General features: G+C 30.3%; 8 protein-coding genes. All 8 read right to left on the reverse strand.

What is annotated here, in order from left to right; genetic code table 11:
• Positions 1-21: 21 nt before the first annotated feature.
• The 8 genes from I4V51_RS04665 to I4V51_RS04700 all read right to left on the reverse strand — a co-directional run bounded on the left by I4V51_RS04665 (position 22) and on the right by I4V51_RS04700 (position 15,913).
• Entirely contained in the window at positions 22-6,738 is a 6,717-nt protein-coding gene (locus I4V51_RS04665) for a DUF5695 domain-containing protein (RefSeq protein WP_243281398.1), read from the reverse strand.
• Positions 6,739-6,835: 97 nt separating this feature from the next.
• On the reverse strand, positions 6,836-7,774 hold the full coding sequence (locus tag I4V51_RS04670) for a glycoside hydrolase family 43 protein (protein ID WP_195987149.1): 939 nt from the start codon (positions 7,772-7,774) through the stop codon (positions 6,836-6,838).
• 35 nt (positions 7,775-7,809) lie between these two features.
• Entirely contained in the window at positions 7,810-8,739 is a 930-nt protein-coding gene (locus I4V51_RS04675) for a helix-turn-helix domain-containing protein (RefSeq protein ID WP_195987150.1), read from the reverse strand.
• A 140-nt stretch (positions 8,740-8,879) separates the two neighbouring features.
• Positions 8,880-10,397, reverse strand: coding sequence for an alpha-N-arabinofuranosidase (locus I4V51_RS04680; protein WP_195987151.1), 1,518 nt, complete (start codon positions 10,395-10,397; stop codon positions 8,880-8,882).
• 35 nt (positions 10,398-10,432) lie between these two features.
• Positions 10,433-11,326, reverse strand: coding sequence for a carbohydrate ABC transporter permease (locus tag I4V51_RS04685; RefSeq protein ID WP_195987152.1), 894 nt, complete (start codon positions 11,324-11,326; stop codon positions 10,433-10,435).
• A 3-nt stretch (positions 11,327-11,329) separates the two neighbouring features.
• Positions 11,330-12,220: a sugar ABC transporter permease gene (locus tag I4V51_RS04690; RefSeq protein WP_195987153.1), complete on the reverse strand. Its 891-nt coding sequence runs from the start codon at positions 12,218-12,220 to the stop codon at positions 11,330-11,332.
• A 71-nt stretch (positions 12,221-12,291) separates the two neighbouring features.
• Complete coding sequence (locus I4V51_RS04695; protein WP_195987154.1) at positions 12,292-13,689, reverse strand: extracellular solute-binding protein; 1,398 nt, start codon at positions 13,687-13,689, stop codon at positions 12,292-12,294.
• 271 nt (positions 13,690-13,960) lie between these two features.
• Positions 13,961-15,913, reverse strand: a complete 1,953-nt coding sequence (locus I4V51_RS04700) for a beta-L-arabinofuranosidase domain-containing protein (protein ID WP_195987155.1) — start codon at positions 15,911-15,913, stop codon at positions 13,961-13,963.
• Positions 15,914-15,922: the final 9 nt, after the last annotated feature.

Consider the following 15,922-nt stretch of genomic DNA (forward strand, 5'->3'; position numbering starts at 1 on the left):
AAAATGAAGGTTAACTGTAAGCTATTTTCTAATTTTCTTTTTATTTATTAATAATATATCTCCAATAGCAACTATTAAAATAGCAAATGTTAATATATAAATTGAAATCTCATTACCAGTTACCGGTAGGTTATTGTTACCTGAATTATAACCATTATTATTTGGTTTATTATCTGGATTAACTTGTGGTTTATCTTCTGTTTCTTCCTCTTTATCATCATCTAAATCTGGCTTTCCATCACCTTTAGAAGTATCTACTAAAGAATATATACCTAATAAATCACTCTCAAAAATAATATTATTATCCTTTACTACAAATTCAATACTTATTTTTTCACCCTTGGAATTTATTAAATATAAAAGTAAATTATCTTTATTATAATCTGCTGGTATTGGAATTGTAACTTTAGCTTTTCCACCAGTTGGTTGTACCTTTTCACCATTTACTTCTACAAAAATATCATATGATATAAATACATTACCTATATCCTTAATAATATTTAAAACATAATCATAAATAGACCCTGATTCAACTTTTTCTACCTTAAGGTCAGCTTCATTAGAAATAACGCCTTCCTTAGCCTCTACTCTTATTCCAGTTTCGGTATCTGTCTTGTCAAAAGGAAGCTTTTCATCTGGAATTCCTTGCTTACCATTTACTTTAACTATTATAGAGTCGGTATCCATAGTTATATTTCCATCTGAAACAGTAAAGACTACATATACTTCAGTATCATTTTCTGGTGTAGTTATATTTCCATTAACATCGATAATACCTTCTGGATTAGTAGTTTTTATTGATACATTAAGCCCCTCTTCAACATTAGGTAATACTAATTTATTTTCTACAATACTTGGGCTATAATTATTATTTATTGAACTTATTGCATCTCTTACTTTATTTTCCCTTACTGTAACATTACATATAGCTCTTATATCTGAATCTGCAACTGTACCTTCTACTGTAAATACAGATACTTTTTCATATAAATCTGAAGAAATACTATTCCATACAACGTTAACTTCACTAGTTGTACCATCTGAATAAGTTATAGTCACTACAATTGGTAATACTGGTTCTATTCCTGCTATTGTTTCTACATCAACTTCAGAAATTGATATAATTGTAGGAACTTCTATCTCCGGAACCGCATATACCTTCCATTCAATAACACCTAAACCTAATTTACTTGGATATAAATTCATTCTTAATGCTGTTGTTGTTACAGCTTTAAATGTTGTTCTATTGTATTGATCTGCTTCTCCACCTAAACCTACTGCATCTTCAACATACTTCCATTCTCCATTTTCAGCAAGGTATTGGAAATCTACTGAACCTGGCATATTTATTCCACCACCATCAGTGAAGTAATATACGTCTGTAGCATCAATTGTTACTGGGCTTTCCCAAGTATATTGTAGCCATTCATCTAATCCTTCTTCACCCCAGTTATGCCATAATCCATGACTCTTATCACTAGAGTTTACTGGATCAAATCCATCATTTATAGTAGTTATTCCACCTAAATCTGAATTTGTATATTTTGCTGTTGGAGTCGCATCTGGTGCTATATTTGTACGTTCAACTTCTGGAATTTCTTCTTCCTTACCATTTACAACTACCTTACAAATTGCTTTAACATCAGTTCCTTCAACTGAACCATTAACTGTAAACTCACCATCATTTTCATACTTATCTTCACTTATTTCATCCCAAACTACATTATATCTAGCTATTGTATTATCTGAAAGCTTAGCAGTTACCTTTTTAGGTAATACTGGTTTAATACCTGCTTCAGTTTCTACTATAACTTCTGCAAAACTAACTACTACTGGATTTTCTGGTTTTGTTTCTGATACTACTACTTCACATATAGCTTTAATATTAGAACCTTCAACTATACCTTCTACAGTAAACTTACCTTCATTTTCATAAAGCTCTGATGATATTTCATTCCAGTTAACTTCAACTTCTATTTCAGTATAATCACCTAAAATACCTTTAATAGTAGTTGGTAATTCTGGTTTGATACCTGGCTTAGTCCATATACTTTCAGTCATATATCCTACTAACTTTTGTTCGTATATACCCTTTATAAAGTTATTATCTAAAGCTGTACTATAAACTCTAAAATCATCTAAAGCAAATTCATTCATAATAGTTCCATAATAGTTTTTACTAATTAACACTTGCTCTGTAACTGGTTTACTTATAGTTTTAGGACTTCCCACAACTTCAATTTCTTGAGCTACACCATTTCTATAAATATTACCTGTTTGTGTTTTAGAATTCCATGTTATAGCCACATTAACCCACTCATCTTCACCAAAGAATTCGCTAGCTGATGCATTTACTTTAAATCCTGTTGATCCTCCATCTATCCACATACCTACTGGTGATCCTGATGTTGCATTAATAAACCATCCTGTTGTACTCCAATCTCCTTTTGCCCATGCAATAATAGCTTCTCCTCTTAATGCAGTTTGTCTATTTAACCAATAAGAAATTGTTACATTTGGTGAAGCAAAATCTGTTCCTGCATTTTGAACTGCAATAAAGTTACCATTGTCTCTATTCATTAACACTCCACTGTTTGATTTTCCATCAACTAATGTACTTTCAATATCAGTTCCATTAATTACTGCAGTGTGTACATTACCAGATAAATCTTCAATTTTATTTTCATTAATTTCATCAAAGCTATATCTAGCTACTAAATATGGATTTTCATCTGCTGAAATAACTTCAATATTTGCTATAGCCTTTAGATCTGTTCCTTCTAAAGTTCCATAAACTCTAAATTCACCAGTTGTAGCGTATAAATCCTTTGTTAATTCATCCCAAATAACTTCAGACTCTCCATAAGTTCCGTTTGATAAAATTCCATTAACCATTTCTGGAAGCTCTGGCTTAACAGTTTTATAAGTCATAACATTAACTTCTTCAACTTTTTCTAATACTATATCTTCTTTTATTTCATATCTATCTTTTATTTCCTCTGCTGAAAGAGCCTTTGTTAAAATGTAGAATTCATCTATTGCTCCATTTAATAATGAAACACCTTCAAATTGTGATTTTCCTATATAATTTTTAGGAGTTGTTTCTAAATCTGCTAAGTTAAATGATATATTTGTATTTTCACCTTCTAATACACCATCAACATATAATGATGCAGTACTATTGCTAATAGTTACAGTTATATTTTTCCAATATCCTGAAACAAATTTTTTGTCTGATTTAATTACAATATCTTTGCCATTATCTAAATCTGGAATAGTTAATTGTGCTTTACCCCCCTCTACAAATGATAGATATAAGCATTCACCATCTACATTACCAAGTTCAAATAATCTTGATCCTGATATCGGAGCTTCATTAAGATTTACATAAGCTGAAATTGTAACATCTTCAACTCTCTTAGTAATATTCTTAGGTAATTGTACATATCCAGTTTTTCCATTAAACTTTATAGCATTTCCAATCTTACCTTCAATAATCTCTCTTCTTGCAACTATATCCCCATCATTATTAGATCCTGAAGTATCTTTTACAGTATCTTCTTCAATACTATCAAAGGTATATTCTAATAATACCTCTGGTAGTGGTGGATCTTCCTTAACTATAATAGTTACTCTATCTGAACTTGATAATTCACCATCACTTACTACTAATTCAAATTCATAAGCTCCAGCCTTAGTTACCTTTCCTTTTGTTATTAACTTATCACTATTTTCTAATTTAGCTTCTCCACCTTCTGGTCCACTAACCATTTTCCATTCATAAGTTAATTCTAAGTTTGGATAACCGTCATCAGTAGCATTTCCCTTTAAAGTAAAGCCTTCAGAACGTAAAGTTTCACTTCCTTCACCTGCTTCTACAACTGGAGCTGTATTTTCAGGAGTTTCTCCTAAAACAATTGTAACTTCAGCATCAGTTTCTGGCATTGGTACATTAACAACAGCATCTTTTCCCTCTATACAATTAAATTGTCCTGCTACTTCTCCATTTACTAATAAGTCATAAGAACCAGCCTTAAGACCAGTAAATGATATAGCAGAATTATGAGCAGTTTTATTTAAGTTTTTAATATTGAAAGTAGCACCTGTTCCATCTTTATTTACTTTAGCTTGAGTATATTGATCATTATCAAACTCAATATATATTTCTTCATCTATTAAGTTTAATTTCATAAATAAACCATCTTTAGGAACTATAGTGTAATATTCGCCATTATCGGTAGCTTCACATCCATATCCGAATAAACCAAATACAGGATCCACAGTTACATCCGAAGATAAAATTTGTAATGCTCCAAACAGACCTAAATCAGCCTCACCAGCCATTTGTCTCCAACCATTATGAAGAGTTCCTCCACCAGTACCTTGTCCCCCTAAGTTACCTTTTTCAGCTTGGTATGTCCAAGAAACTGTACCTATATTGTCTTCAGCACCGCACATTTGTCCTGAATTTATAGCTGTTAAGTTCGCAATTTTACCAGCATAGTTTATTCTTTCAGCATAAGCTTTTTCTTCTTGCGTCATATCATTATCTTGAAGTCTTAGCCAGTCATCCATACAGTATCCTGCTAATGAAGCTGTGTATTGGAAGTTCCACCAATTTTCACCACATATTGTTGTTGGAACACCATAATGATACCAAACAGATTGTAATCCACGACAAGCTCTTGTCTTCCAATCTATTTTTTCCATCATTTCTGTATTTCCTTGAAGCTTAGCTAAAGTGTAAACAGCTTCTTCACCAGTATTATCGTAAGTATACTCTGATCCATATGGATACTTAGTATTTTTAAAGTTGTTATATTTCTTTTCCATAATATCTTCTATAGTTTTAGCTTCATCATAGAACCCTTCTACTTCTAAAGCTTCAATTATAGCTGGAGTTGTTAATTCTCCCATAAGACCAGTTTCCCAGTTATACGCAACTCTATCTCCATATAAAGCTTTCATTATATTGTAAGCCCTTAATAAATAAGTTTCTGGAGATTCTATATAGTCAACCATTTCCGGATACTTTCTTGCTATTTGATACATTGAAAAATAAGTGTTATATATGTGTGGATAAGCATATCCTCTATAAGTTGGTGTTGTATTTGGTTCTGGCATTAAGAAGTCATGTATTAAATAATCATCTTGATGCTCTGCCATTAATCCATTCCAAATTGCAGTATCTAAATACTCATCAACAGCTATAATTTGTTCAACAACTGGTTGGTATACATTCTTTTCAGCTAAGTATTCACCATGAGTTAATCCCCAGTCATCTCCCCATCCCCAATATCCATTGAAGACACCTCTTTTACTTTGTGTATCCATCATCCAATCATCAAATACTTTATCATATATTTCTCCTGGGGCATCCCATTGAGTTTTTTCAACCATAAAGTCTCCATGAGTTTCTAAAGCATCTGCAACAGGTTCAATAGCATAGAACTGTAATACTGTCTCTTTTCCATCTTCATAGTATATATGAACATTATTTTGTCCAAGACAAGATAATCTTATTTCATATATATGATGAAGTTCTCCGTCAACAGTTTTACTTTCTAAATATTCAAAAGATGTTCCTACATTTTTTGTACATGGTATATCTTCATGTTCACAAGTTTTTTCTCCTGAATGTAAATCTGTTTCATGAGGACATTCTATTTCTATTTTTGTTATTTGGTCTACATCATTTTTATAATGTAAATCAACTTTAGCTGGCATATCAGTAGAGAAAATCATCCCTGGAAGTGCAACAGCATCAATTAATCCCTCTTCATAAAGTGTAGTTTTCATATCTGCTTCATCTTGTGCAACTGAAAAGTTAAAAGCATATGTTTTACTTTCATTTGCCTCTAAGAATAAAGAAGTATTTTCTAAGTATCCTCTATTAGTTTTCTTTATTACATTGGAATGTATATAAAAAACATTCAATCCATTAGCCCAACCTGCTTGATCTTGAGCCCAATTAGTTTGACCTCTTTCTTCTATTCTCCAGTGATCTTGATATTCAAAGCCTGCTTCTGTATCTGCATCTGGAGTCATTACTAAAAATTGACCTTGTCCACTTGGTCTTGTTATATAAATATATGATGATTCATTACTTACATAAGAGTGATCAACTACTCTTGTTTCATATATTTCTTCTCCGCCTGGCCATATTTCATTAAAAGCAAGTGGCAATCCAAAATCGCCAAATTCTATTTTCTCATCTCTAGTATTTGTAACTGTAATCTCCCAACGAAGCTTATCATCTACTAGTGAATATGTTTCAACTAACTTAAAATCTTTTATACCCTTATCTTCAGTTGCATTCTCATAAGTTATTACAACCTTATTTCCATCTAACTTTATATCTCTAACTGAATTAGATGAATTAGTCCAAGACTCTGTCCATTCTGTAGAATCACCAACCTTTGTATTAAACATTAACTCTCCCATCCATTGATGATCATCAGTATTTTGATTAGGACTATTTTCTGCATTCATAACATAATTAGTTGGGTACTTATCTCCCACAATCATTAAAGAAGTAATTTGACCATATTCTCCAATTTCAATATTAAAGAATTCATTAGATAGTTTTATTACATCTCCATTTTTTTCAGCTTTAGTTTTTGCTGATACCTTCTTAGTTATAAAATCTGTTGGTAATAGACTAATCAGCAAAGCAAATATTATTACCATTGATATTAATCGCCTATACCTCATTAGTCTTGAATTTGATTTTTTCATTAAATTCAATTGAATTCCCCCTTTTAACCAACTTAAACGTTTTATAAAGATTTAAAGAAATATAGGTAACTTTACAATTACCTATATTATCCACTTTTTAACTAAATATTAAATTTCCTTCTTCATCATACATTAATTTTTTTATAAATGTATGCCTATTTGGATCATATAATGGATCTCCTACTATTTCCTTATAGTTTCTTGCATGATATACTAACATATCTGTTTCTCCATCTTCTGAAACAGTAAAACAACTATGTCCTGGTCCAAATATTTCTTTTTCGTTATCAGTTTTTAAAACTGGTTTTTCTGATTTATGCCATGAATCCTTATTTAATAAATCACTATTTTCATCAGCAATTAATACTCCCATACAATAATTATGATCTGTAGCACTAGCAGAATAAGAAATAAATATCTTCCCATTTCTATTTATTACAGCTGGTCCTTCATTAACTAAAAAGCCAATCTTTTCCCAGTCATATTCTGGCTCTGCAATCATAACTTGTTTTCCTTCTATTGTCCAAGGATTACTCATCTTTGCTATATAAAGGTTAGAATTTCCATAAATATTAGGATCTTTTTGTGCCCAAACTAAATACCTAATTCCTCTATGTTCAAATGTAGTAGAATCTAAAGCAAAGGACTCCCAATTAGTTTTTAGCTGCCCCTTTTCAATCCAATTACCTTCTAACGGATTTTCTGCTTCATTTTCTAAAACAAAAATTCTATGGTCAAATAAACCTTCATTTGTTTCATTGGTTCTAGCCGCTGCAAAATATATATACCATTTTCCATCAATATAATGAATTTCTGGCGCCCATATATTTGCACTTAACATACCTTCTTCATGTTTTCTCCAAATAGTTACTCCAGCTTCTTCAGCTAATCCATTTATCGTTTTTGATCTTCTTATTTCAATTCTATCGTATTCAGGTACTGAAGCCGTAAAATAATAATATCCATCTTTATGTTTATATATCCACGGATCTGCTCTTTGTAATATAATAGGTTTTACCAATTCTTTAACTTTCATAATAATCCTCCATACCCTATCCCAAATCTTTTATGCTATTTCGAATACTCTATTTTCATTATTATATCTTGTGGATAATCTCCAAATGATTTTCCAAATATACTTATTCCTCCTATGTTTTTTGCATTTTCCTTTATACCAAATTTAACACTTATAAAGTCATTAGTTTCAATATTAAAATCATCAATTGTTTTATCTGATAACTTTAAATCATCAACATAAGTTCCTGTACTATTTACTCTCCAATATTTCAACAAACCATATTGATTAATTGTATCAGGCCACCATTGTGGATTATTTCTACCACGTCTTCCCCCAAAATCCCCAGGGCTAGTCCATGTTCCAACTTCTATATCATTTATCCACATAGTTATATCTGATGGCCAATCATTTTTATAATGTGGAGCTTCAGAACACATTTCTATTGAAACTTCCAACATATTTATCTTTTTATTTTTTAATCCCTCATATGGAAATTTATACTCTATATACCCATTATAAAACCATAATAACTGAGCATTAATTTTCTCCGGATAATAAAAACTACTTGGCTTATCAAAACGCCCTATACTTCCTTTTTCACTAACTAATCCACAAGATGGCAATATGCTACAATCACTATAGTTTCCAATAGGCATATCTATATAAACACAGTTCTCTGGCAAAGTATTTATACTATCATTTAAATTAATAATAATATTACTACATGCCTTACTACTTACTTTCATAGATCCTCTTATTCCAGGTTGCAGTTCTGTAAGTACTAACCCAGCTTCTTCTAAAATTTTTATATTTAACGCAGTTGTTGATACTGGTAAATCTAAAGCTTCTGCGATTTCATTTACATTTAAACATCCTCTATCTAATAATTGTAAAATATTTATTCTTGATTCATTTGCTAATGCTTTTATAACGCTAAGCATCTCATTTTTATCACTATAACTTAGTTCAACTTCCTTTAACATTCTGCGACACTCCTTCTTGTAAATACCACTTTTTAATTTGAGTAATATTAATCTATAAATAAATTACAAAGGGCTAAAAAACTATTATAGTATACTAATGACTGCAAATTGTAGATACTTAGCCAATCTATTAATATACCTTATATATTTTTTCCTAATCTAATTACATTCCAAGAAACTTTACTTAATTGTGAAGTTAAAATTCCATCAATTAATTCACTTCTATTAACTAGTTTTGGTGTAACTGTTTCTTTAACTATAGAATTTACAGCTTTCATATCATTATTTTCTAATACTATATGTTCTATTATTTTATATCCATCAAAGCTTCTTACATCACACTCTAAGTTAATATCATCACTTAAGTTTCTATTTACAGCAAATATAGTAACCTCTTCTTTTTCCTCATTATATATAGCTATTGATTCTACATCATTAACATCAGTAAAATCTATAGTATCATGTTTTGGTGATGATATTACTGATTGCAGAGCTATTCCTCTTCCATATTTTGATGCATGTAAATAAGGATAATAAATTGTTTGCTTCCAAGCTGGACCATTTTTTTCTGTCATTATTGGTGCAATAACATTTACTAACTGAGCCATACAAGCAATTTTAACTCTGTCACTATGCTTTAATAACGTAATCAACATTAAGCCTACCAATAACGCATCTTCAAAATTATAAATATCTTCTAATAATGCCGGACCAATTTGCCATGGTCTATTTTTCATAATATCATCATCTTCTGCATTAGAATGGAACCATACATTCCATTCATCAAAGCTTAAATTAATAGTTTTCTTGCTACGTTTTTTTGCTTTTATATAATCACATGTGTATTTTACAGTTTTAATAAATTCATCCATATCTACTGTTTGAGCTAAAAAGTTTGCAGTATCATTAGCTCTATTACCATAATACTGATGAAGTGAAACATAATCTATTTCATCATAATTATAATTTAAAGTTGTTGCTTCCCACTCTGGAAATGTTGGCATATCCTTATATGAGCTTCCACAAGAAACAACTTCTATACTTGGGTCTATAGTTTTCATTGCTCTTGCAGTCTCTACTGATAGTCTACCATATTCATCCATAGTTTTGTGACCTAATTGCCAAGGTCCATCCATTTCATTTCCTAAACACCAAGTTTTAATTTTATGTGGTTTCTCTACTCCATGCTTAATTCTTAAATCACTATATTTTGTTCCGCTTTCATGATTACAATACTCTAATAGATTGCATGCATCTGCAATTCCTCTAGTTCCTAAATTAACTGCCATCATTATTTCTGAATTTATAGCATTTGTCCATTTAGAAAATTCATTTAATCCAATTTCATTAGTTTCTAAACTTCTCCATGCAAGTTCCAATCTTCTTGGTCTTTCCTCTACAGCTCCAACACTATCCTCCCAGAAGAAATTAGATACAAAGTTTCCTCCTGGATATCTTACAATTGGTACATTTAATTCTTTAACCAAATCTATTACGTCTTTTCTAAATCCATTTTCATCTGAAGTATAATGTCCTGGTTCATATATTCCACCATATACTGCTCTTCCTAAATGCTCTATAAATGATCCATAAATTCTTTTATCTATTTCTGATATTTTAAACTCTTTATCTATTATCATTTTTGCTTTTTCACTCATAAGATATCTCTCCCTTGTATTTATATTTTTGTATTTTATCCCTTAACAGCTCCTGCTGTCATACCATCAACAAAATATTTTTGGAAACATAAGAAAATTATTAAAACTGGAATTACTGAGAAAAATGATCCAACTATTAATAAATCGTAATTATTTCCATAAGGAGTTAACAATGTATTTAACCCTATTGGTAAAGTAAATTTAGTATCTGTTTTTAAAACAAGTAAAGGCCATAATAAATTATTCCATGCACCCATTGTATTTAAAATTGCCATTGCTGCAAATGCCGGTTTCATAATTGGAAGTATTATTCTGAAGAAAATACCATATTCTGATGCTCCATCAATTCTTCCTGCACTAATTAAATCCTTAGGTATTCCAAGTAAATATTGCCTAAAGAAGAATATTGTTGATGCACTAGTTATCCCAGGCAATATAATACCTGTGTAGGTATCAATCAACCCCATATCTATTATCTGGCTATACATAGGGACCATTAATATTTCAAATGGAACCATCATTACAAATAATACACAGATGAATAAGAAATTCTTGAATTTAAAATCATACATTGAAAATCCATATCCAACAGCTGCACAAACAAATAAAGTTATTATTACTGAAATTGCTGTTAAAAATAAGCTATTAAAAAACCAAGTAAAATACTGATGATTTCCTGTAAATAAGAATATAAAGTTATCTAATGACATCTTATCTAACTCTATCTTTAAATTTATTCCATAACGTATTAAGTCATTTCCTGGCTTAAATGATGATATAACTAATATATAAAATGGAATAATTATGATAATAGATAAAATGAGGAATAATGCAAAAATTAATATTTGTAATGCCAAACGTTTTTTATTTCCAATAGTACTTTTTTTAAGTGGCTTTTCTATTTTTTTTGATATTTCTAAACTAGACATTAATTATTCCTCCTTTGAAAATGTTCCATTCATTTTTAACTGAATCATATTAATAGTCATAGCTATAATAAATAATATGATTCCAACTGCAGATGCATATCCCATTGCATTCTTTTCAATACCTTGTCTATATAAATATCCTACAATTGTAAGACCTATGTTCTTAGGTGAAGAATTCCCTCCCCAAATCATGTAACTTTCTGTAAACATTGCTAATCCTGCATATATTGAAATAGTTAATACATATACTATTGTTGGTTTTAATTGTGGAACTGTAATATAAATGAATTTTTGAACAGCATTTGCTCCATCAATATCTGCCGATTCATATAATTCATCTGGTATGTTCTTAAGACCTGATAAGAAATATAGCATATTAACGCCTGTCCACCTCCAACATGCTAAAAGTAATAATGCAAAGAAACCTGTACCTGCTCCTTTTAACCACTTAATTGGATCCATTCCAAAGAATCCTATAACAGAATTCATTACTGCTCCATCTAATTCACTAAATGCTAATCTAAATATTGTACCTGCAACAACTACAGATGTTAATGCTGGTAAATAAAGTGCTGATTTAAAGAATTCTCTTCCTTTAGCAAATTTACTATTTAAAACTGTCGCAAGTAGCATAGGAATTGGAATAAGTAATATTAAAGTCCAAATCATATATTTCATACTGTTCATAACAGCCTTAAGGAATACCTTATCACCTAATAATCTACTATAATTATCAAAGCCAACCCATTCTGTTATTCCTGGTAACACTGATTGAAAACTCATCACAATTGTTCTAGCCATAGGTGAAATAAAAAATACTAGAAATATAATTATAAATGGTAATATAAATACATATGGTGCAACTTTTTTATTATATATAAATCTTTTTACCATTGACTTACCCCCTCTATAAATTATGCAAAACCCATCATTACTGATGAATTTTGCATTTATTATACTTTTATTTATTGAACTGCATTATCTATTTCATCTTTAGCATAGTCTAATGCTTCTTTTACATCTTCACCATCTTCAAATATACTGTTTAAAGTAGTAGTACAGAAAACTTCATTTATAGATGGACTATTTTCAACAACCTTACATAATCCTATTTCTTCTTTTATTTCTTTTAATACATCAAATGGATTATTCTTGAAATATTGTACATATTGATTATCAGTGTTATTAGTAACTTCTTCGTTATCCCAAACAGTAGTGTTAACTGGATCAAATCCTAATATTTCCCAAACCTTTATATTTCCTTCTTCTGAAAGCTTTGCAAATGCTAAGAACTCTTTAGCTAAGTCAACATCACCACATTGATTTGTTACAACAGTACCAGTACCGCCTCCACCAACTGAGCGGTCTTGTCCCTCTTCAAATACAGGAGCAGGTGCTATAGCAATCTTACCTGATAATTCTGGCATATAGTTTATAAATCTTGACATATACCACATTGGCATAATAGCTGAAGCATATGTTCCATTATTGTATTCACCAAAGGCTTCTTCATTATCCGGTTGTCCACCTGCTATTGTAGCAATTGCATTACTATCTTGAAGCTCTTTTAATGTTGTTAATACTTTTTCCATTTCTGGAGTATCAATTTGCGGATTACCATCCTTATCTGTATAATCACTACCTAACTCTGAAATCATTAATGATTCTGTCCATATTGCTCCTGTGTCTGCTGTTCCTAAATAATTTCCTGTAGCTTCATAATATTTACTACCTGCGTCCTTATAATCATCCCAAGTTTTTATTGCAGTATAATCAATTCCTGCTGCTTCTAATAATTCTGTATTATAGAATGCTACTGTTGCTCCAACGTGTGTTGGTAATCCATACATATCTCCATCTTTACTATAAAGATTAAGTCTTGATTCAACTATTGAATCCTTATAAGGCTCAACAACATCATTCAATGGTTCTAGTTGTGGTACTCCCTTTAAGAAATTAGGGAATTGTCCAACTTCTATATCACATAAGTCTGGAGCTCCTTTACCTGCAAGTAAAGATGATTGTAATTTTGTATGCATATCACCATAAGGTAAAACTGTCATTTTTAAGTTAATTGTTTTATTTGGATTTTGCTTATTCCACTCTTCAACCATTTCTTGATAGAATTGAGCATGTAATTCAACGAATGTCCACATTTCAAATTCAGTACCATTTTCATCACCTGCAGTAACTACTGTTGGTTCTTCCTCTGAACTTTCATCAGTTACAGCCTCTTCTGATTCAGTTCCTTTACTTGAATCATCTGTACTTTTACTTGATCCACATCCAACCATTAACCCTGTAGTTACTGATGTAGCTAATAAAAGTCCTATTAACCTTTTAAACGTTTTCATATTAATCATAATACCCCTCCATAACTCCTCATAAATATATTACAAAAGCTAAAGCTTATGTAGTCTTTTTAATCCCTTGAATTTTTAATTCATTTCATAAATACAATTTATTTATTTTTATTTTATTGAATTATTACAATATTATTGTAACTAATATATATCATTATTGTCAATACATTCCTTAGCTATTTTTTCCATTTATTTAAAAACATTCTATTTTTTAGTGTAATTTTATTGATTTGCAATAAATTGTACGTATGATATATTATTTTCTTTTATTTTACATTTCTTTTATCCACACATTCATCTCACCATTACCTCTATTACCCCAATAACAATATGGTATTGCTTTTAGTTTAACATCACTTAAAATAGGTTTACTCATAAAGTAAAGTTTTTCATTGTTCCAGTTTAAATCACTTACCTTTTTCCCCTTAACATATACAACCGTACTTCCTCCTAGCAGTTCACTATCATACTCTTCTTCTATTTTGCTATTTGTGTCTATCATTATCCCAGAAAGATTATTACCATTATCAATTTCCTCTAAGCAATATACTAAAGGACCCTTAGTTATAGCTACTTTTCCAAAATCAGCTCTTACCAATGGATTAGAATAAATAAATCTGGCTGGTGAATTAAACTGAATATCTATGCTGTCATCATTAAATACTCCATTAATAATTGCATAACCATTTTTATTCTCAAATTCATATAATACTTCATTTAATTTAATTGAAAACTCTTCTGCATAATCTGGTATCCTAATTGCAATTGATGATTTTTCATTATTATTAGATAATACATGTAATTTAACACTACTATCATCAGGAAATTTACTAATCATTTCAACATTTAAAATCTTATTCTCTAATTCCACTTTTGATTTATTAGCTACAAATAAATTAATATATAGAGTATCTTTATCTTGCATATAAATATATTGCCCTAATGAAGCTAAAGTTCTTGCTATATTAGGAGGACAACAAGCTACTCCAAACCACTTTTGTCGTACTGACTTTACATGTTCCTTAGATGTACGTGGTAAACATGAATCAGGCCATACTTCTAAAGGATTCACATAAAAGAAGCTTTTTCCATCCATTGCTATTCCTGAAAGAACAGTATTATATAATGCCTTCTCAACTATATCTATATACTTTGATTCTTTTGTTATCTTAGCCATTCTTAATCCAAATAAAGCCAATCCTATAGATGCACAGGTTTCTGAATAATTTATATCATTAGGTAAATCATAATCTGTTGTAAATCTTTCTAATAAACCTGACGAACCTATACTTCCCGTTATAAACATTCTTTTATTAACTATATTGTTCCATAGTGTTTCACAAGCTTTAAATAACTCTTTATCATTATACTCATAAGCTAAATCAGCCATAGCACAATACATATAAGTTGCCCTCACGGCATGTCCCTCTGCAGTTTTCTGTTCTCTTACAGGTAAATGTGATTGCGAATATAAAGGTGTATATCCTGCAAACTCAGGAAATATTCTCTTAAACTGTTCAGTTTTTTCTTCTTCTAAAAAGAAATTAGGCTCCTTTCCTCTTTCATCTATAAAATATTTAGCCATATCTGCATATTTTCTATTACCTGTAACCTCATATAATTTAAATAATGCTAATTCTATTTCTTGATGTCCCGGATACCCCTGCTTCTTATTTTCATCTTCTCCAAATGTATCACAAATTAGATCTGCAAATTTAATCATTATATTTAAAAACTTATCTTTTCCAGTTGCATTATAATATGCTACTGCTGCCTCTAATAAATGTCCTGCTGTATATAGTTCATGTCCCTCCGTAAGATTTGTCCATCTTAATTCTGGTTCCTTTATAGTAAAATAAGTATTTATATATCCATCTTCACATTGTGCCTTTCCTATTAATTCAATAACTTCATCTGCTACCTTTTCTAAATTCTCATCTTTCTCTGTAGTTAGAGAATATGCCACAGCTTCAAGCCATTTTGCTACATCCGTATCTTGAAATACTGCCCCTCCAAATTTACCCTCTATTTCACCTGCTGCTATTTTAAAATTATTTAAACAATGGCTAGGCTCAGCATCTTCAACTTTATCATTTAATATATCCCATTGATATGGAATAATCACATCTTTAACTAACTTAGTATACTTACTCCAAAATCCATCATTAATCTCTATATTTTGTAAAGGTAATGAAAATAATTTACTACTTCCTTTAATGTTCATATTAATGCC

Origin of the sequence: Clostridium sp. D53t1_180928_C8 (genome assembly GCF_015667795.1) — a bacterium.
GTDB lineage: Bacteria > Bacillota > Clostridia > Clostridiales > Clostridiaceae > Clostridium.

Excerpts from the sequence above, each read along its gene's own strand:
- I4V51_RS04665 (WP_243281398.1), bottom strand. The coding sequence starts at position 6,738 with ATGAAAAAATCAAATTCAAGACTAATGAGGTATAGGCGATTAATATCA.
- I4V51_RS04670 (WP_195987149.1), bottom strand. The coding sequence starts at position 7,774 with ATGAAAGTTAAAGAATTGGTAAAACCTATTATATTACAAAGAGCAGAT.
- I4V51_RS04675 (WP_195987150.1), bottom strand. The coding sequence starts at position 8,739 with ATGTTAAAGGAAGTTGAACTAAGTTATAGTGATAAAAATGAGATGCTT.
- I4V51_RS04680 (WP_195987151.1), bottom strand. The coding sequence starts at position 10,397 with ATGAGTGAAAAAGCAAAAATGATAATAGATAAAGAGTTTAAAATATCA.
- I4V51_RS04685 (WP_195987152.1), bottom strand. The coding sequence starts at position 11,326 with ATGTCTAGTTTAGAAATATCAAAAAAAATAGAAAAGCCACTTAAAAAA.
- I4V51_RS04690 (WP_195987153.1), bottom strand. The coding sequence starts at position 12,220 with ATGGTAAAAAGATTTATATATAATAAAAAAGTTGCACCATATGTATTT.
- I4V51_RS04695 (WP_195987154.1), bottom strand. The coding sequence starts at position 13,689 with ATGATTAATATGAAAACGTTTAAAAGGTTAATAGGACTTTTATTAGCT.
- I4V51_RS04700 (WP_195987155.1), bottom strand. The coding sequence starts at position 15,913 with ATGAACATTAAAGGAAGTAGTAAATTATTTTCATTACCTTTACAAAAT.